We start from the raw sequence: 17,321 nt of genomic DNA on the forward strand, positions 1-17,321 counted from the left end.
CGACAAATTGCGCAAAAATAAGGGTATGAAAGAATTTAGCCCTGTTATTTTTGAAATAAATCGAAAATGACGGTAAAGCGAGACGGCTAATCGGCCAGTTCTTCACATTCAAAACCTGCATTCTGCAGTAATTGCTCTACCTGACGGGGGCAGACCAGTGGGTCGGCTTCAATGCGTAATATATTATCAGTATCGTGCAGATCAACATTCCAGCGGTGAATACCGGACATAGGATTTAATAAGCGGCCTGCATTGTGTACCAACCCCATATCTTCCAGATTGGTTTTAAAGACCAGGATATGCATGCTAACAGTTGTTTGGTTCTTGGAAATATTATTGAGAGGGGGTATCTGTATTGACAGTATTTCTCTTCCACATGTTGCACCGGTGCTTCCATTCTTCTTTGATCTTTTCTCTTTCTTCCTCACTCATACCGGACAATTTTTGTTCCATTTTTTCTTTCCAGCGTTTTTTATAGTCGCCCCCCTTACCACGGAAACCACCAAATAATATCTTACTTAAGATTAATAATCCGAGCGCCTGCCAATAGGTTACCGTAGAAACCTGTACCACTTCGGCCAACACTCCATTCCAGAGCAGCATTACTACCCAGGCCAGTAGTGCAAGGCAGGCAATGGCAATCATGGTAAATCCAATGATTTTTTTGATCCAGAATTTTTTGTGCATGGTATAAAAATTTAAGATTGATTCAATAATTCGTCTCTCAGGCTGCCCAGTCGTTCACGCAGGTGTAATACTGCGTATCGTTTGCGGCTGATTAAGGTATTTACGGTTTCACCGGTTTGTTCTGCAATATCTTTAAACGGAATGCCTTCAATTTCATTCAATACAAAAGCTTCACGTTGTGGTGTGGGTAACTCATTGAGCGCTGCATATAAAGCATCCCAGAAAATGGACCGGATATAATCGGTTTCAGGATTGTTCTTGTCGTCGAAAAACAGGTCAGACCATTCAAAACCTTCGTCTCCGTTAGTCTGGTAAATATCTTCCAGTAGTTCAGGTTTCTTTTTTCTTTGCTTGTCGGTGATTTTGTTGCGGGTAACGGTAAATAACCAACTGGTGAGCTGTTCAATGGGTTTGGTATTACCCATGAACTGGTAGAATACATCCTGCAATATATCTTCAGCATCGGCTTCGCTGTTTACACGCTTGCGGATAAAGCCCATCAGCCTTTTGCTATAGGTATTAATGACCTCCGTGATATGCTTGCCGCGTGAGTCGCTCATAGTAGCCTGTATCTGCCATGCCTGATCCATACAAGAAAGATTGACGAACAAGGCATTTGAATATTGTACAATAGCCATTATTTTTTGGCCGGATGTATCCAGTTTGTCGTAGTAAAGGCATTTTTATTTCAACTCTCCTGCTTTTTCATGGTCATCATAATGATCCCTGAGTCGTAATAACTCCTTTTTCATATTTGCCAGTACAGCGGTGTATTGTTTATTTCCGATCAAATTTTTCTGTTCAGTCGGGTCATTTTTCAGATCGTATAACTGCCATTCGTTCACGGTATAGAAATAAATAAGCTTATAACGCTCTGTCCGTACACCCAAATGCTCCAATACCGTATGATCGGCATTGTATTCATAAAAATGATAGTATAAACTGTTTCTTGAAACCTTGGCCCTTGTATCTTTCAATATCGGTTTCAGGCTAATTCCCTGCATAGAGGAAGGGATGCCGATGCCTGCCACATCTAAAAATGTGGGGGCGTAATCAATATTCTGAACCATTGTATGATTGGTTGTTCCGGGTTTAATATGACCGGGCCACCTGGCTAACAGAGGTGTGCGCATCGATACATCATACATCCATCTTTTATCAAACCAGCCATTCTGACCCAGGTAAAAACCCTGATCGGAAGTATACACAATCAAAGTGTTTTGTGAAAGTCCACTGTTGTCGAGGTAGTCTAATAGTTTTCCTACACCCTCATCTACTGAGGCAGCAGTGGCGAGATAATCCTGCATGTACCACTGGTATTTAAGTTTCAGTAAAGCATTACCCTGAGGCCGCTGTTCCTGTAGTATTTTTCCTCTGGTGGCATAAATATCTTTAATTTTCTGTCTGTCGGCAACCGGTATACGATTGAAAATGCTATTGTAATAAGCTACTTCTGCAGAATCGGGTTTAAGCCAGGGGATATCCATCAGGTAAACAGGATCTACTTTCAGATCACTCGATAATTTCATATCGTGCAGTATGCTCATCGTCTGGAGTTTCCATGCAGTACCCCGGCCTGTAGTGTCGGCATATAAAGTGGCAGGTTCCGGAAATGTTTTGTCTTTAAATGCTTCAATGTTTTTTGGAGAAGGAAAAAAATAACGATGTGGTGCTTTATGATGCAGTAATAAAAGAAAGGGTTTGTCCTGCTCTCTTTTATGTTGTAACCAGTTGATGGCTTCATCGGTAATGACTTCTGTAGCATAACCGGGATACGTGCTGGTATCGCCATTCATTTGTATGAGTCTTGGTTGGTAATAGAGCCCCTGTCCGGGTAATATTTTCCAATAATCAAAACCGGTTGGATAAGTATGCAAATGCCATTTACCTATAATGGCTGTTTGATATCCCTGTTGCTGAAACAGTTTAGGCATGGTTAACTGGCTGCCATCGAAACGGGTGCGGTTGTCTTTCATACCGTTCTTATGCGAATGCTGTCCGGTGAGTAAAGTGGCACGAGCCGGTCCGCAAATGGAATTGCCTACAAATGCGCGCTGAAATAGCATCCCTTCTTTAGCAATACGGTCTATATGAGGTGTTTGAATAAGCTTCGATCCATATGCGCTGATGGCATCTGCATCATGATCATCGCTCATGATATAAATGATATTGGGTTTTGATTGCGCCATGCCAAGAAAGGGAAAGAGCAGGCAGATGAACAGCATTTTTTTCATGAGGTGCTTACATTAACGGTCAACAATTGCAGTACAAACCTGTTAGCTTTGTGTACAAAGTCATGCTATGGAATTTGGCCGTGTACCCGCAGCAGAATTGAATACGATTGATTTTTCACTTCCTGCAGAACCCGTATTCAATCAACAGGTGTTGAAAGGTAAGAAACAAAATGAACCTAAGCTCTACCTCGGTTGTGCAAAATGGGGGAGAACTGAATGGGTAGGGAAAATATATCCACCTAAAACAAAAGAGAAAGATTTCCTGGAGCATTATGTAAAGCATTACAACAGTATAGAGTTAAATGCCACACATTATAAAGTATATGGTGCAACGGGAATAGCCAGATGGGCAGAAAAAGCAAAGGGGAGAGATTTTAAGTTCTGTCCGAAAATGTACCAGGGGGTTACACATCGGGGCAGTCTGAAAGGGAAGGATTTTATTACCACCGAATTTCTGCGGGGTATTGTTGCATTTGAAGAACACCTGGGTCCTGTGTTTGTACAGGTAAGCGACGCATTCACTCCTAAACGAAAAGAAGAATTATTTGATTTTCTTCGTTCATTGCCCACCGATATGCAGTTTTTTCTGGAAGTACGTCATCCTGACTGGTTTGGTAAACCCGATATTCAGCAGGAATTATTCAGCACACTCAGGGAAATAAATATGGGAGCTGTGATAACAGATACCAGTGGCCGGAGAGATTGTGCACACATGCATCTTACGGTTCCTAAAACATTCATCAGGTATGTAGGAAACAGTTTACATCCTACCGATTATAAAAGGGTAGATGAATGGATCGGCAGGATGAAATACTGGATTGACCAGGGAATAGAAGAGCTCTATTTTTTCATGCACATGCACGATGAAGCTTTTTCACCGGAATTAACGGTATACATGGTGGACAAATTAAACAAAGCATGCGGACTGTCTTTACAAAAACCAGCATTCGTTCATCAGCAGACATTGTTCTAGCAGGCATGACGAATGTCAGCTTTTGTCACATATTGGTTTTGTAATTTTATACAAAGCATTTTTATGAAAAAGCTGATCCTATTATTGTTCACCGCCTTTTTATTTACACATTGTTCCTCTGTCCGGGTATTTAATACAGAATCGGCTACTGATGCAGAGCCTGCGAAGTATAAAACATTCGGCTTTTATGAGGTGAAAGCATCCGGCGATACCATTCCCCGCACATTTGATGAACGTTTGGCCATACTGAAGAAAGCCATTCAAACCGAAATGGAAAAGAAAGGATATCGTTTTGCCAATTTAAATCCCGACCTGCTTATCAATATTGGCATTGTGGTGAAACAGGAAATACAGACCAGACAAACCAACTGGCAGAATGATGGACGTTTTACCTATATGGGTCAGCGTAATTATAGCTGGAAAAGCGAAGAAATAGAAGTGGGTCGTTATCGTGAAGGTACACTTACCCTGCACATGATTGAATCGGCCAGACATAAGATGATCTGGAAAGGTTCTATCGAAGGGGTAGTGCCCGAAAAAATTGATCCCAGCGGAAAAACTGCGGGAGCGGCTTTACAGAAATTATTTCTGCAATACCCGTTTACGGCGAACTGATTATTTCACTATGCATAATTCATCCCACCGGGTGGTATAACGGGGGCTGCGTAACTCCTGTCGCATTTTCCAGTTGCGTGTGGTGCCGGAGGAGGCGAATTTGAGTACATCATCGCGCATGGCAAAATTTACATTGTCGATGGTGTCCATTAGTAAACGATGATTGTTTTCTTCCGGTTTTTTAAAAAGATTACCCTGTACAGAAGTATCGGGTACAATACCACTTAACATGACCCCCGCTTTTTTGTAGATACGTCCTTTTTCATACAACCGTTCTGTTAATTCAAGTGCAGGTTTAATGAGTTCCTGTGTAAAGGAAGTGGCCACGGGCAATTTTATATAACTGCTAATGGTAGGCCCATGTCTGAAATAAGTACTGTGTGAATCTTCTTTCGGTACCACAAATACACTGATGATATTGGCAGCACTGTATTGTCTTCTTAGTTTTTCTGCGGCTCTTGAAGTATAAGTGGCCACCGCTTCCTTGATATCTTTTAAATCGGTAACGGGCGAACCAAACATGCGGGTAGTGGCAATCATTTTTTTTCTGAGTCTTTCGTCTTCCATATCAGAACTAACCATCCCTTTCAATTCTCTCACGAGCCGAACACCTGTTACACCACCTAATTGTTTTTGTGCCCAGCCAATATCTTTAATACTGAGGTCATAAGCAGTGTGGATGTGTAGTTTTTTTAATTTTTCTGCATATTGATAGCCTACTCCCCAGATATCCTCTACCGGTGTTTTATGTAATGCCTGTTCAATTTTTCGTTTACTGTCGAGTACCAGCACACAATTGGTAACCAGCTTGTTTTTTTTCGCCAGCCGGTTAGCTACTTTACTCAACACTTTGGTGGGTGCCACACCAATAGATACGGCGATACCTGTCCACTGTTCTACCGTCTGGCGGATCTGTTGTGAAAATGCAATGAGTTCCTGCGGAGGAATATGGTCGAGATTTAAAAAAGCCTCATCAACTGAATACACTTCAACACAATTGGGTGGAAGTAATACGCGTAATGTTTCCATTACCCGCCAGCTAAGGTCGCCATAGAGATTGTAGTTGGAAGAAAAAGTAGCAACATTGTATTTTTCAATCAAAGGTTTTGCCTTGAAATAAGGTCCGGCCATTTCTACCCCCAGTGTCTTAGCTTCATCGCTGCGCGATATGATACAGCCATCGTTATTACTCAATACCACTACGGGCTGATACAAGAGTTCCGGCCTGAACAGTCGCTCACAGGAACAATAAAAACTATTACAGTCAACGATGGCACGCATATTTCCCCCCCTGCCCCCTAAAGGGGATTGTTTTTTAAGTGTTCATTAATCGTATTGATAACCTGTTTTGTTTGATGTAATATCTCGTCATTGGTAAACCGAAGAACAGTTAGTCCTAATGATCGTAGTGCAGCTTCACGTTCCTGATCATTTATAAGTATATCGGCCTTGTTATGAATTGATCCATCTGCTTCAATAACTAATTTTTTTGCATGGCAATAAAAGTCAACGATATAATTACTTATTGGATGCTGCCTTCTGAATTTATATCCCAATGGGTGCATTCTTAAATGCTCCCATAACTTTTGCTCTGCGGCTGTAGGATGACTTCTTAATTCTTTAGCCCGCTGAAATATGATCGGACCCGCTTCATAAAACATGCTTGTTGCCATATAAAAAATTTTAAAGATTAAACATGCAATCCCCCTTCAGGGGGCTAGGGGGCTAAACTGCATGAATGCAATACAGTACCACACCCCAGATCGAAAACCCGGCATAAGGATCCACTTCAATATCTCCGAATTTCTTGTTCTCGGCAATCAGTCTTTTTTTGTTGAACCCATCTGCCAAACGACGCACCAGTAATTCACCGTTGAGAATGGCTACAATGACACGACCATTTGCCTGTCTGATGCTACGGTCCACAATCAGCACATCACCCGGATAAATACCTGCATCGGTCATGGCTTCGCTGTTCATGCGGAAAAAGAAAGTAGCCGGTTTGTTACGAATCAGTTGTTCGTTCAAATCGATACCCCTTTCCATATAATCGTCTGCTGCGGCACCGAAACCTGTTGCATTGGCCATGGGAACTTCCCACTGGTTAAACTGTTTGGAACCTTTATAGGCGGCTCCGTACCACTGTTCCCCATCCATATAAATAAAATTTTGTTTAGCTAAAAATTTTAGTAAATTTATGCTAAAATAATTATCCGATTAAATTTTGTTTATGGAAATACCCACCATCATGGCACATACATCAGCAGGTATAGCGGTTAATACGCTGAACCGTTATCGTTTAATGGCTTATCCGGATATGGAAACAGAACTGTTGATAAGGGCCGAACAACAATATATACAGCGAAAATACCGTACAGCCGTACCGGTTCAACCAACAGGTATTGTGGTGGCCGAATTCATGGCCCGGGAAGATATGGAAGCCACGCTGATCCGTTGGATGCACCGGATCATCAGCACGCAATCCAGTTTCAGCATCAGTATACAGGGTTTTGGTGCTTTGTCGTCCAGGCAATTGTATCTAAGGGTACAGGAGCAGCAGCCCTTTCAACAACTGGCAGGTGCCATGCAGGTAGTAGATCAGTATATCAGGAGTTATGATTGTCCGCCAGCCAAAAGATTCACACACCCATGTCTGCCTTTAACAGAAGCAGTACCCGATCAGGAATTCGACAAAGTGGTACATGAATATGCAGAAAGAAAAATCAATTTGTCTTTTGAAGTAAAAGAACTAATGCTGATTCGTAACAGACAGGAAAGAGAAACAGGAAAACAGATTAACCTGTTTCGCCTGCAACCAGGAAAAATATAATGTTTCCCCGCGCCGGAGTTTAATCCGGGACAAAAAGAAAAAACCATGAGCATTTTTTCCAGTGAACACCAGGTTGCAGAATACCTGTTGGTGCTTGAACCGCACGAGGTATTGAAACAGACCATCCAGTCGGTGAAGCAGCATTTTGCGGATAACTATGATTGTCCGGCAGCGGTGTATAGTAAACCCCATATTACATTATTGAGGTGTATGCAATTCAGTATGGCTGAAACCCGCTGGATACCAAGATTGCAAAGGATGATAGAAGCAGCAGCACCCTTTATGGTAGAGCTGGAAAACTTCGGAAGTTTCCCTACGCATACAATTTATATACAGGTAAAAACAAAAAACCAGATTGTTGAACTGGTAAAATCATTGAAAGAAATTCAGTCACTGATTAAACTGGATAAAGAACATAAACCACATTTTATTACAGAGCCACATCTTACCATCGCCCGTCAGTTACAACACTGGCAGTATGAACAGGGCTGGAATGAATATGGCAACAGCGAGTTCAGCGGCAGGTTTATGGCCGATCATGTGTTATTGATGCGGAAGCGGACAGAAGAGAAAAAATATGAGGTGATTGGAAGATTTTCCATGCTGGGTGTGAAACAAACGGTGGAACAGATGCAGCTTTTCAACTCACCCTGATCCTCTCTGCTTCGTAAAAAGGGAATTTTAATCTCTATTGAGTAATAGATCAACTTAAAAATAAACACTTTCCCCTCTCTGCAAAGTAGAGTGGGCTGGAGTGAGTAGTTATGGAAGATGAAGAACAATACCTGAAAGGACGTGGCGCGCAATTCAATCCACGTAACCGATTCCTCAAAAACGAACGGATCAGGGAACATATTGAAGCCATTGATGACTGGACCGAACCCAATACAGCCACCGTGTACCTGGAAGACCAGGCAAAAAGCATTGTGAATAAAGTGGATAGTCCGGATGTAGGTATGTGGTACAGTATGAACCCCTACCAGGGATGCGAACATGGCTGTATTTACTGTTATGCCCGTAATGCACATGAATACTGGGGTTATAGTGCTGGTCTTGATTTTGAAAGAAAGATCATTGTGAAAAAAAATGCACCGCAGTTGCTGCGTAAATTTCTGATGAATAAAAACTGGGAGCCGGTACCGATCAGCCTGAGTGGAAATACAGATTGTTATCAGCCTGCGGAAAAAAAATTCATGCTCACGCGGCAGTTGCTGGAAGTATGTAATGAGTTCAACCAGCCAGTAGGAATGATTACCAAAAATGCAGGCATCCTGCGCGATAAAGATATATTACAGGAAATGGCCAAAAAGAATCTGGTAAGTATTCTGGTAAGTATTACATCTTTCGATGAAGACCTGCGAAGAACAATGGAGCCAAGAACCACAACTGCCAAACAACGATTGCGTGTCATCAAAGAACTGAGTGATGCCGGCGTCCGGATGGGTGTAATGTTGGGCCCCATGATACCCGGACTGAATGAACATGAAATGCAAAGAATCATGAAAGCAGCCAGTGAAAATGGCGCAGTGTTCAGTGCGTATACTTTTATCCGTTTAAATGGCGCCATCAAACTGATCTTTCATGACTGGCTCTATAAAAATTTTCCGGATCGTGCCGATAAAGTATGGCACCTGATACAGCATGGTCATGGCGGACAGGTAAATGATAGTCGTTATGGTGTACGTATGAGAGGGGAGGGGCCGATTGCCGAACTGGTACAGCAACAGTTTGTGAAATACAACAAACTCTATAAACTAAACGCCGAACGCTGGCAGTTGGATAGTACAAAATTCAGGAGACCCGGTGAGCAGGGGAAGTTGTTTTAGTTGATACCAGTGAACTTGTTTCTTGTTCCTTATCACTTATCTTTAAACATGCCCGCTCTCCTCCGCCAGCTTAACCGGAATACTGCTATTGCCATCGTAGTAGGTGGCGTTATTGGCTCAGGTATTTTTATGAAGCCTTCTTTGATGGCTGCACAATTACAATCTCCTTATTTATTATTAGCAGTATGGATTGTTGCAGGTATTGTTACTTTATTTGGAGCTTTATCTAATGCAGAAGTGGCGGCTATGTTCCCGGAAACAGGAGGGCAATATGTATTCTTTCAGAAAATGTATGGTGAAGGATTTGCTTTCTTGTATGGCTGGGCGGCATTTGCTGTATTCAATACCGCTGGTAATGCTTCTATTGCCTATGTGTTTTCGCAGTATACCAATTATCTTGTTGAACTGCCAAGACTGCATGAGTCTGTAGAACAATCCTGGACATTGCATATTCCTTTTGTAGGTAGTTTTTATCCATTGCAGCAGATAGGCGTAAAGTTATTGACGGTGCTGGTGGTATTACTGTTAACTTATATCAGTTACAGAAGTGTTCAGTATGGAGGCAGGTTACAACGTTTGTTAACTGCATTAAAAGCATTGGCCATACTGGTTTTAATTGGGAGTATTTTTTTCTCTGGTAAAGGTTCATGGAATCATTTTGCTGAAACACCGACAACAACTGCTGCGGGATGGGAAAGTATCATGCTGTTTATGGCTGCCTTATCAGGCGCTTTCTGGGCCTATGATGGCTGGAACAATATTTCATTTGTGGCTGGGGAAATAAAAGAACCGCAGAAAAATATTCCACTGAGTCTGCTCCTGGGTCTTGGTTTTTGTATCCTTGTTTATTTGCTTCTGAACCTTGCTTTTATTTACCTCATGCCGATTCATGAATTGGCATCATCCTCTTTTGTGGCATCTGATGCTGCAACCATTGCATGGGGAGCTGCAGGTGGCATAGCTATTACCATTATGGTAATGTTATTTGTATTGGGTACCACCAATGCCAATATACTGGCCACAGCAAGGGTAACTTATGCGATGGGTACCCATAACAGGTTGCTGGCATGGGCAGGTAAAGTGCAACCTCAATACCATACGCCCGGAAATGCGTTGTGGTTAAATGCTATATGGACCATCATCCTCATTTTCAGTGGCTCATTTGATATGCTCACAGATATGCTCATTTTTGTCACCTGGTTCTTTTATGGCATGAGTGCATTGGGGGTTTTTATTTTAAGAAAGAAAATGAAAAATACACACCGGGCATACAAAGTATGGGGCTATCCATTTGTACCCTCGGTTTTTGTTTTGTTTACAGGATTCTTTCTGGTTTCAACTTTATACAACGATATCAGTAATTATCTTAACGGCCGTAGTGCTGTGATCAATTCGGTATTAGGCACACTTATTACTCTCGCTGGTTTGCCTTTGTACTATTTATCAAGAAGAAAACAGCGTATAGCTGATAGGCCATAGTTTATAGTCAATAATCAATAAATCATAAACCATGGTCTAATAGCGATGGTCTATTGACTATTCCCCACTTAGTTCTATTTTCGCCACAAATCAGCATGAACATGGAAGCCGTAATACAAGGCATTGGTGAACTTTTTTCTTCTGTGCAGCAAAGAACTGCAGACCGTATTGAAAAACTGCCACAGAGTGGAAGCGACAGGATTTATTTCAGGCTATATGCAGGTAAGGATACTTTTATAGCAACCTATAATCTTAACCAGAAAGAAACCAACACATTTATCCAGTTCAGCCGGCATTTTAAGAAAGCCGGGTTGCCTGTACCAGAAATATTGGGCGTAAATGATGATAACACCATTTATATACAGGAGGACCTTGGAACAGAATCTTTATTGAATCAACTGGAAAAGCATGGTCATACTGATCAGCCTTATCAACTTTTTCAAAAAAGTTTAGCGGCACTGGCGCGCATACAAATATTGGGGGATAAGGGATTGGATTATAATCTCTGTCTTACAGCAAAAGAATTTGGTAAACAGGCCATCTTAAGTGATCTCTTGTATTTTAAATATTATTTTCTCGATACCCTTCAACTACCATATGATAAACAGGCGATGCTCGATGATTTTGAAGCAGTGAGTACCTATCTGACCCATACACAATACAAATATTTTATGTTCCGCGATTTCCAGAGCAGGAATATTATTGTGAAAAAAGAAGAAGTAAGCTTCATCGATTTCCAGGGTGGAATGAAAGGAGCTTTACAATATGATGTGGCTTCTTTATTATGGCAGGCAAAAGCAGAATTGAGTGAAGAGTGGAAAGACAGCCTGCTGGAATATTATATGGATCAGATTGATGAGTTGCTGAAAGAGCCGGTTGATCGTATCACATTCGTGAGTCAATATAATGGTTATGTACTGATTCGCCTGTTACAGGTAATGGGTGCTTATGGTTTCAGGGGTTTGTTTGAACGGAAGGCGCATTTTCTGGCGAGCATTCCACTCGCATTACGTAACCTGAAATTTTTTATTGAACATAAGCGTATTGGTATCATCACTCCCGAGTTTGACCGTGTATTAAAACTCGTGGTAACCGATGAAATGATTCATCGGTTTGAGCCGCAACAAGCCAATGAACAAACGCCGCTCGTTATTCATATCAATAGCTTCAGTTACAAAAAAGGAATACCCTCCGATGAAAGCGAAAACGGTGGAGGCTTTGTTTTTGACATGAGGGGTATATTGAATCCGGGCAGGTTCGATGAATACAAAAAACAAAGCGGACAGGATAAACCTGTGCAGGATTTTCTGGAGCAACGAACAAAGATGAATGAGTTTCTGAATAGTGTGTGGGATTTGATTGATATTACAGTTGAAGAGTATCTCAAACGAGGATTCAGTAACCTGATGATTAATTTTGGTTGTACAGGTGGTCAGCACAGAAGTGTGTATGCTGCAGAACAGACTGCCCGTCACTTACGCAATAAATACAAAGTGAAAACGGTATTACATCATACCAATAAAGAGAACTGGGTAAAATAAGCGATCATGAAAGCAATGATACTGGCAGCAGGTTTGGGTACCAGGCTAAAACCCTGGACCGATCACCATCCCAAAGCACTGGCATTGGTAAATGGAAAATCTTTGCTGCAAAGAAATATCGTATACCTGCAACAATTTGGTATTACCGAAGTATTGGTGAATGTGCATCATTTTGCTGATCAGATTATTCAAGCTCTTGAAAAGAACAAGGGCTGGGGTAGTAAAATTGCTATTTCTGATGAGACAGATGAAGTATTAGAAACAGGGGGTGGATTAAAAAAAGCAGCAGCTTATTTTGACGGCGAAGAAGACTTTGTAATGATGAATGCAGATATCCTTACCAAACTCAACCTGGCTGATATGATTGAGCAACATCAGCAAAATAAACCCCTGGCTACGTTGGCTGTCTCTGAAAGGAATACATCAAGGTATTTTTTGTTTGACGAAACAGGTTGTTTGAAAGGCTGGCGAAATGTAAATACCGGTGAAGAAAAGCCTGCGCAAGTGTCAGCAAGTTTACCAGGATTGAAACAAATGGCATTCAGTGGTATTCATGTGATCCATTCATCTTTACTCAGCCTGATGAACCGCCAGGGAAAATTTTCGATGGTCGATGTATACCTCGATTTATGTGCTGATTACCAGATAAAAAGTTATGATCATACAGGAGCCGTATTGGTAGATGTTGGCAAACCTGAAAGTATTCTCAAAGCAGAACAAATTTTTACCTGATATGCAAAAGATCAGGTATATACTGGTAGGCTGTGGTCAAGTTGCAAAACGTCATCTGGACATAATCACTGAATCTGGTCAACTTGTAGCCATTTGTGATACAAATGAAGCATCCGTAAAAACAATTGCTTTACAATACGAAGTTCCTTTTTATACATCTTTGGATCAGCTCGCTGCGCATGTATCGGCAGATGTTGCAGTTGTGTGTACGCCAAATGGTTGGCATGCAGATCATACCATTTTTTTACTTGAAAATGGATTTCATGTACTGGTTGAAAAACCGATGGCACTCTCAGTCAAAGAAGCAGAAAGAATGATTGATACTGCAAAGAAATATGAGCGACAATTATTTACCGTTTTGCAAAACAGATTTAATCCTGCTGTTCAGGCTGTTTATCATGCTATTCAGCGGAATGATCTGGGTAAGTTATTCAGTGTGCAGGTAAATTGCTTTTGGAACCGCGAGAAGCGCTACTATGAAAACCATCTCTGGCATGGGAAGGCTTCAATGGACGGTGGCGTGCTGTTTACACAATTCAGTCATTTTATTGATCTCTTACTCTGGTATTGTGGCCACGTAAGGCAAGTGACTGCTATTTCGCATAATGTAAATCACGAATACACTGAATTGGGTGCCGATGAAGGTGCTGTTTTGTTACAGTTTGAAAATGAAACAATCGGTACACTGCAATTCTCTATTAACAGCTTTAGAAAAAATATGGAAGGGTCTCTTACTTTGCTGGCAGAGAAAGGGACTATAAAAATTGGTGGTACATATTTGGATGCCATTACATACCAGGAAACAGAAAAACCTTTACAGGTTGAGAGTGAAGGGGTAGTTTCCTCTCTGCAATATGTATATCAATCAATGATTCGTACCTTACAACACGGGGAGCCTTTCTATACAAATCCCGAAGAAAGCCTGAAAACAATACAACTAATTGAACAGATTCACGCCATTGCGAAACGCAAATAAAACAATGTCTTCATTCAACGCGATACAATCAACCATCAGGGATGTTCAGTTTGGACAAAATGTTAAACTGGTAGAACCTTGTAATTTGTATGAATGTAAAATTGGTGATGACAGTTTTATTGGGCCGTTCGTAGAAATTCAGAAAGATGTTGTTATCGGAAACCGTTGTAAAATACAATCACACAGTTTTATTTGTTCTTTAGTAACCATCGGTAATGATTGTTTTATTGGTCATGGTGTGATGTTTGTAAATGATGGCTTTAGTTCCGGGTCGCCGGCAGGTGGCGATACTACACAATGGAAATCCACAACAATAGAAGACCATGTAAGCATAGGCAGTAATGCTACCATTTTGCCGGTACATATTTGCAGTCATACCGTAATTGGTGCAGGTGCAGTTGTAACAAAAGATATTTCAGAACCCGGCGTTTATGCGGGTAATCCGGCTGTATTGCTTAGAAAGCTTTGATAATGGTGTATAGTCCATAGTCAATAGACCATGGACCATGGTGGGCTACTACACTTTCACATATATTTTCTTCTTATCCATCCAATACACAATCAACCAGTAAAAGGCAATCATGACCAAAGCATAAAGCAGTGATCCATTTCTGAGATCATCCGAAATGGGTTTACAGATATGATTCCAGAACCAGGAGAGTGGACTGGTAAGATCTTCTCCGTCTTTAAAACGAATCAATGCAAGTAACCTGGGAAGAAAGCCACTCAGTACGAATATGAATAATGGATTTTTGCCAAATACATCAAAAAACCGGCTCCATGCTCCCTTGATGCCCCTGAATTCAATAAGATAGATCAATAAGCTGATGGTTAGCATGGCCAGACCGGTGGTATAAAGTACATAACTGCTGGTCCATATTTTTTTGTTAATGGGGAAAACCATATCCCAACAGAACCCTGCGAAGATTAATACGAGCCCGGCAATCATCAGATTAGCCAGCATTTCATAGTTTTTTCCTTTCTGCTGTATATACTGACCGGCAAGAAAACCAAAAACAACCTGAACGATGGCAGCCATAGTGCTGCTGATACCTTCCGGATCAAAAGCTATGCCCTCGCCCTTGTACATATGTTCTTCACCCAGTATGGCTTTGTCAATACCAGTTCCAAAATAGCCTTGCAGACTGAATGGGTCGCCGGCTTTGCCTAACCACACAGTAATAAACCAATACATGAGTAAGAGTATTCCGCTAATAACAAATGCGCCTTTTGTTTTTCCATAATACACAATTATGGACGCAAAGAAGTAGCAGAGGGCAATTCTTTGCAATACGCCGAATATGCGAAGATTGTCGAGGCCTTTAGCGACCAGCGAATCGCCATCCCATCTTACAAACGGACTCCAGTGTAAAAGAAGACCTATTAAAAAAATAAGCAAAGTTCTTTTAATGATTTTTTTCCAGAAAACTCCATCACCTGCTGCCTCAAAACGTGGCATTACAAAAGCCATAGCATTGCCTACTGCAAACAGAAAGAAAGGGAACACGAGATCGGTGGGTGTACAGCCGTGCCAGATGGCATGTTTAAGGGGGCTATAAATATTTCCCCAGCTTCCCGGATTGTTCACCAGTATCATAAGGGCAACCGTGGCACCCCTGAATACGTCAAGTGAATAATAACGTTGGTTCATAGCAGTCGTTTGTGGCTGAAAGATAATAAATAGGATATATTATCATTGACTAAACTCTTAAGATAGCGGCAGAAGGCGAAATTTCTGTTAAGCATGATCAACGGGTATCTGTCTATATGCCTTCATTTGCTTATTTTGCAGCATTTCCAGCGATTTTTATATGAGTAAAAAGATATTAATTACAGGAGGGGCGGGTTTTATTGGCTCACATGTGGTGCGTTTATTTGTGAATCAATATCCTGATTATACTATCGTCAATCTTGATGCCTTAACTTATGCAGGCAATCTCGAAAACCTGAAAGATATAGAAGCAAAACCCAACTACCGGTTTGTCCGGGCCGACATCCTTAAAACAGATGAACTCGAAAAGGTATTCATGGAATATGCCATAACAGATGTAATTCATCTGGCGGCAGAATCGCATGTAGACCGTTCCATCGTTTCTCCACTCGACTTTGTGTATACCAATATTATAGGTACTGTCAATCTGTTGAATACTGCCAAGAAGTATTGGTCGAAGGATTCTAGTAAACACCTTTTCTATCATATATCAACCGATGAAGTATTCGGAAGTTTGGGCGATACAGGTTTTTTTACAGAAACCACAGCCTATGATCCCCGATCACCCTACTCGGCCAGTAAGGCATCGTCAGATCATTTTGTAAGAGCCTATCATGAAACATATCACCTTCAAACCATAGTTTCCAATTGCTCAAACAATTATGGCCCTAATCATTTTCCAGAAAAACTGATCCCACTATTTATTCATAATATCATCGAAAAGAAACCTTTACCTGTATATGGTGATGGTTTGTATACACGCGATTGGCTCTATGTAAAGGATCATGCAAGAGCCATTGACCAGATTTTCCATAAGGGTAAACCAGGAGGAACTTATAATATCGGCGGATTCAATGAGTGGAAAAATATTGATCTCGTGAAACTATTGTGCAAACTGATGGATGAGAAATTGGGAAGACAAACCGGCGAGAGTGAAGAATTGATTACTTATGTGAAAGACAGGCCTGGCCATGACCGCCGTTATGCCATTGATGCCAGTAAGATTAAAGAAGAGCTGGGATGGGAGCCAAGTGTAACTTTCGAACAGGGGTTATCTGAAACCATCGACTGGTACCTGGCCAATAAAGAATGGTTACAACATGTAACATCAGGGGCCTACCAACATTATTACGAATCCATGTATGCCAATCGCTGATCATGAAAATCGAAAAAACAAAACTAGAAGGTTGTTATATTGTTCATGACACCGTACATGGTGACAATAGAGGCTATTTCTTTGAGAGCTTTCATAAGAAACGATTTTATGAACAGACAGGATTTAATATCGATTTTGTGCAGGACAATCAGTCTAGGTCACAACGGGGTGTTTTAAGAGGTTTGCATTTCCAGGAGGGAGAATATGCCCAGGCAAAACTTGTTCGTGTGTTAGAAGGTAAGGTATTAGATATCGCAGTAGACCTTCGCAAGAACTCTGCTACGTTCGGAGAACATGTTGCAGTAGAACTAAGTGAAGACAGTCGCACCCAGTTTTTTGTCCCTCGTGGCTTCGCACATGGCTTTGTGGTATTGAGTGAAGCAGCCGTTTTCTTTTATAAATGTGATAATTTTTATCATAAGGAATCGGAAGGCGGAATTATTTACAATGATCCGTATCTGAATATTGACTGGCAGCTTTCCGATGCTGAAATACTTTTATCTGATAAAGACAAATTGTTGCCCACTTTGCAGGAAGCGAAAGTCGATCTAAACTTTTAAA

The 17,321-nt window shown here is 41.2% G+C and carries 20 protein-coding genes; 12 read left to right on the top strand and 8 right to left on the bottom strand.

Translation table 11 applies throughout. From position 1 onward, the window contains the following. Positions 1 to 86: 86 nt before the first annotated feature. The 4 genes from ACH3Z1_RS07175 to ACH3Z1_RS07190 all read right to left on the bottom strand — a co-directional run bounded on the left by ACH3Z1_RS07175 (position 87) and on the right by ACH3Z1_RS07190 (position 2,921). Positions 87 to 305 carry a copper chaperone gene (locus ACH3Z1_RS07175; protein ID WP_490821193.1) on the bottom strand — a complete coding sequence of 73 codons (219 nt, stop codon included), beginning with the start codon at positions 303 to 305 and terminating at the stop codon, positions 87 to 89. 28 nt (positions 306 to 333) lie between these two features. Next, positions 334 to 687 (bottom strand): hypothetical protein, encoded by a 354-nt coding sequence (locus ACH3Z1_RS07180; RefSeq protein ID WP_490821194.1) that lies wholly within the window; start codon positions 685 to 687, stop codon positions 334 to 336. 11 nt (positions 688 to 698) lie between these two features. Further along, positions 699 to 1,277, bottom strand: a complete 579-nt coding sequence (locus ACH3Z1_RS07185; RefSeq protein ID WP_490821195.1) for an RNA polymerase sigma factor — start codon at positions 1,275 to 1,277, stop codon at positions 699 to 701. Positions 1,278 to 1,370: 93 nt separating this feature from the next. Next, the gene (locus ACH3Z1_RS07190; RefSeq protein WP_490821196.1) at positions 1,371 to 2,921 is read right to left on the bottom strand and encodes a sulfatase family protein; all 1,551 of its coding nucleotides are present in this window, start codon (positions 2,919 to 2,921) and stop codon (positions 1,371 to 1,373) included. Between the two features lie 67 nt (positions 2,922 to 2,988). On the opposite strand from ACH3Z1_RS07190, the gene ACH3Z1_RS07195 reads away from it, so the two are divergent. Continuing rightward, positions 2,989 to 3,894: a DUF72 domain-containing protein gene (locus ACH3Z1_RS07195; RefSeq protein WP_490821198.1), complete on the top strand. Its 906-nt coding sequence runs from the start codon at positions 2,989 to 2,991 to the stop codon at positions 3,892 to 3,894. Positions 3,895 to 3,957: 63 nt separating this feature from the next. Continuing rightward, positions 3,958 to 4,509, top strand: coding sequence for a DUF4136 domain-containing protein (locus tag ACH3Z1_RS07200; protein ID WP_490821200.1), 552 nt, complete (start codon positions 3,958 to 3,960; stop codon positions 4,507 to 4,509). On the opposite strand, the gene ACH3Z1_RS07205 is transcribed toward ACH3Z1_RS07200, so the two are convergent. From ACH3Z1_RS07205 to ACH3Z1_RS07215, 3 genes are read right to left on the bottom strand one after another with little or no spacing between them, the layout of a single operon-like run. Beyond that, positions 4,510 to 5,790, bottom strand: coding sequence for a Y-family DNA polymerase (locus ACH3Z1_RS07205; protein WP_490821201.1), 1,281 nt, complete (start codon positions 5,788 to 5,790; stop codon positions 4,510 to 4,512). A 17-nt stretch (positions 5,791 to 5,807) separates the two neighbouring features. Then, on the bottom strand, positions 5,808 to 6,182 hold the full coding sequence (locus ACH3Z1_RS07210) for an endonuclease domain-containing protein (protein WP_490821202.1): 375 nt from the start codon (positions 6,180 to 6,182) through the stop codon (positions 5,808 to 5,810). Between the two features lie 52 nt (positions 6,183 to 6,234). Then, a complete protein-coding gene (locus ACH3Z1_RS07215; RefSeq protein ID WP_490821203.1) occupies positions 6,235 to 6,666 on the bottom strand; it encodes a LexA family protein in 432 nt (143 codons plus the stop codon). Between the two features lie 73 nt (positions 6,667 to 6,739). Here ACH3Z1_RS07215 and ACH3Z1_RS07220 point away from each other — a divergent pair, with 73 nt between their 5' ends. From ACH3Z1_RS07220 to ACH3Z1_RS07255, 8 genes are all read left to right on the top strand, one after another. Further along, a complete protein-coding gene (locus ACH3Z1_RS07220; protein ID WP_490821204.1) occupies positions 6,740 to 7,339 on the top strand; it encodes a 2'-5' RNA ligase family protein in 600 nt (199 codons plus the stop codon). A gap of 45 nt (positions 7,340 to 7,384) precedes the next feature. Continuing rightward, positions 7,385 to 7,993, top strand: coding sequence for a 2'-5' RNA ligase family protein (locus tag ACH3Z1_RS07225; RefSeq protein ID WP_490821205.1), 609 nt, complete (start codon positions 7,385 to 7,387; stop codon positions 7,991 to 7,993). A gap of 110 nt (positions 7,994 to 8,103) precedes the next feature. Next, on the top strand, positions 8,104 to 9,165 hold the full coding sequence (locus ACH3Z1_RS07230) for a PA0069 family radical SAM protein (protein WP_490821206.1): 1,062 nt from the start codon (positions 8,104 to 8,106) through the stop codon (positions 9,163 to 9,165). A gap of 48 nt (positions 9,166 to 9,213) precedes the next feature. Continuing rightward, the gene (locus tag ACH3Z1_RS07235) at positions 9,214 to 10,644 is read left to right on the top strand and encodes an APC family permease (RefSeq protein WP_490821207.1); all 1,431 of its coding nucleotides are present in this window, start codon (positions 9,214 to 9,216) and stop codon (positions 10,642 to 10,644) included. Positions 10,645 to 10,745: 101 nt separating this feature from the next. Then, complete coding sequence (locus ACH3Z1_RS07240) at positions 10,746 to 12,185, top strand: RapZ C-terminal domain-containing protein (RefSeq protein WP_490821208.1); 1,440 nt, start codon at positions 10,746 to 10,748, stop codon at positions 12,183 to 12,185. A gap of 6 nt (positions 12,186 to 12,191) precedes the next feature. Beyond that, positions 12,192 to 12,917, top strand: a complete 726-nt coding sequence (locus ACH3Z1_RS07245) for a nucleotidyltransferase family protein (protein WP_490821209.1) — start codon at positions 12,192 to 12,194, stop codon at positions 12,915 to 12,917. 1 nt (position 12,918) lies between these two features. Continuing rightward, positions 12,919 to 13,893, top strand: a complete 975-nt coding sequence (locus ACH3Z1_RS07250) for a Gfo/Idh/MocA family protein (protein ID WP_490821210.1) — start codon at positions 12,919 to 12,921, stop codon at positions 13,891 to 13,893. A gap of 4 nt (positions 13,894 to 13,897) precedes the next feature. Beyond that, on the top strand, positions 13,898 to 14,362 hold the full coding sequence (locus tag ACH3Z1_RS07255; protein ID WP_490821211.1) for an acyltransferase: 465 nt from the start codon (positions 13,898 to 13,900) through the stop codon (positions 14,360 to 14,362). A gap of 48 nt (positions 14,363 to 14,410) precedes the next feature. On the opposite strand, the gene ACH3Z1_RS07260 is transcribed toward ACH3Z1_RS07255, so the two are convergent. Next, complete coding sequence (locus tag ACH3Z1_RS07260; RefSeq protein WP_490821212.1) at positions 14,411 to 15,544, bottom strand: acyltransferase family protein; 1,134 nt, start codon at positions 15,542 to 15,544, stop codon at positions 14,411 to 14,413. 160 nt (positions 15,545 to 15,704) lie between these two features. Between ACH3Z1_RS07260 and rfbB the strand changes: the two genes are divergently transcribed. Further along, positions 15,705 to 16,760 (top strand): dTDP-glucose 4,6-dehydratase, encoded by a 1,056-nt coding sequence (rfbB, locus tag ACH3Z1_RS07265; protein ID WP_490821213.1) that lies wholly within the window; start codon positions 15,705 to 15,707, stop codon positions 16,758 to 16,760. A 2-nt stretch (positions 16,761 to 16,762) separates the two neighbouring features. Then, positions 16,763 to 17,320, top strand: a complete 558-nt coding sequence (gene rfbC, locus ACH3Z1_RS07270; protein ID WP_490821214.1) for a dTDP-4-dehydrorhamnose 3,5-epimerase — start codon at positions 16,763 to 16,765, stop codon at positions 17,318 to 17,320. Position 17,321: the final 1 nt, after the last annotated feature.

The organism is Sediminibacterium sp. FW305-C-49, from assembly GCF_058231085.1.

Bases quoted from the DNA above. Each gene is read 5' to 3' on its own strand.
- ACH3Z1_RS07240 (WP_490821208.1), top strand. From the start codon at position 10,746: ATGGAAGCCGTAATACAAGGCATTGGTGAACTTTTTTCTTCTGTGCAG.
- ACH3Z1_RS07250 (WP_490821210.1), top strand. From the start codon at position 12,919: ATGCAAAAGATCAGGTATATACTGGTAGGCTGTGGTCAAGTTGCAAAA.
- ACH3Z1_RS07190 (WP_490821196.1), bottom strand. From the start codon at position 2,921: ATGAAAAAAATGCTGTTCATCTGCCTGCTCTTTCCCTTTCTTGGCATG.
- ACH3Z1_RS07185 (WP_490821195.1), bottom strand. From the start codon at position 1,277: ATGGATCAGGCATGGCAGATACAGGCTACTATGAGCGACTCACGCGGC.
- ACH3Z1_RS07225 (WP_490821205.1), top strand. From the start codon at position 7,385: ATGAGCATTTTTTCCAGTGAACACCAGGTTGCAGAATACCTGTTGGTG.
- ACH3Z1_RS07205 (WP_490821201.1), bottom strand. From the start codon at position 5,790: ATGCGTGCCATCGTTGACTGTAATAGTTTTTATTGTTCCTGTGAGCGA.
- ACH3Z1_RS07260 (WP_490821212.1), bottom strand. From the start codon at position 15,544: ATGAACCAACGTTATTATTCACTTGACGTATTCAGGGGTGCCACGGTT.
- ACH3Z1_RS07220 (WP_490821204.1), top strand. From the start codon at position 6,740: ATGGAAATACCCACCATCATGGCACATACATCAGCAGGTATAGCGGTT.
- ACH3Z1_RS07210 (WP_490821202.1), bottom strand. From the start codon at position 6,182: ATGGCAACAAGCATGTTTTATGAAGCGGGTCCGATCATATTTCAGCGG.
- ACH3Z1_RS07235 (WP_490821207.1), top strand. From the start codon at position 9,214: ATGCCCGCTCTCCTCCGCCAGCTTAACCGGAATACTGCTATTGCCATC.
- ACH3Z1_RS07255 (WP_490821211.1), top strand. From the start codon at position 13,898: ATGTCTTCATTCAACGCGATACAATCAACCATCAGGGATGTTCAGTTT.
- rfbB (WP_490821213.1), top strand. From the start codon at position 15,705: ATGAGTAAAAAGATATTAATTACAGGAGGGGCGGGTTTTATTGGCTCA.
- ACH3Z1_RS07245 (WP_490821209.1), top strand. From the start codon at position 12,192: ATGAAAGCAATGATACTGGCAGCAGGTTTGGGTACCAGGCTAAAACCC.
- rfbC (WP_490821214.1), top strand. From the start codon at position 16,763: ATGAAAATCGAAAAAACAAAACTAGAAGGTTGTTATATTGTTCATGAC.
- ACH3Z1_RS07215 (WP_490821203.1), bottom strand. From the start codon at position 6,666: ATGGATGGGGAACAGTGGTACGGAGCCGCCTATAAAGGTTCCAAACAG.
- ACH3Z1_RS07175 (WP_490821193.1), bottom strand. From the start codon at position 305: ATGCATATCCTGGTCTTTAAAACCAATCTGGAAGATATGGGGTTGGTA.
- ACH3Z1_RS07180 (WP_490821194.1), bottom strand. From the start codon at position 687: ATGCACAAAAAATTCTGGATCAAAAAAATCATTGGATTTACCATGATT.
- ACH3Z1_RS07200 (WP_490821200.1), top strand. From the start codon at position 3,958: ATGAAAAAGCTGATCCTATTATTGTTCACCGCCTTTTTATTTACACAT.
- ACH3Z1_RS07230 (WP_490821206.1), top strand. From the start codon at position 8,104: ATGGAAGATGAAGAACAATACCTGAAAGGACGTGGCGCGCAATTCAAT.
- ACH3Z1_RS07195 (WP_490821198.1), top strand. From the start codon at position 2,989: ATGGAATTTGGCCGTGTACCCGCAGCAGAATTGAATACGATTGATTTT.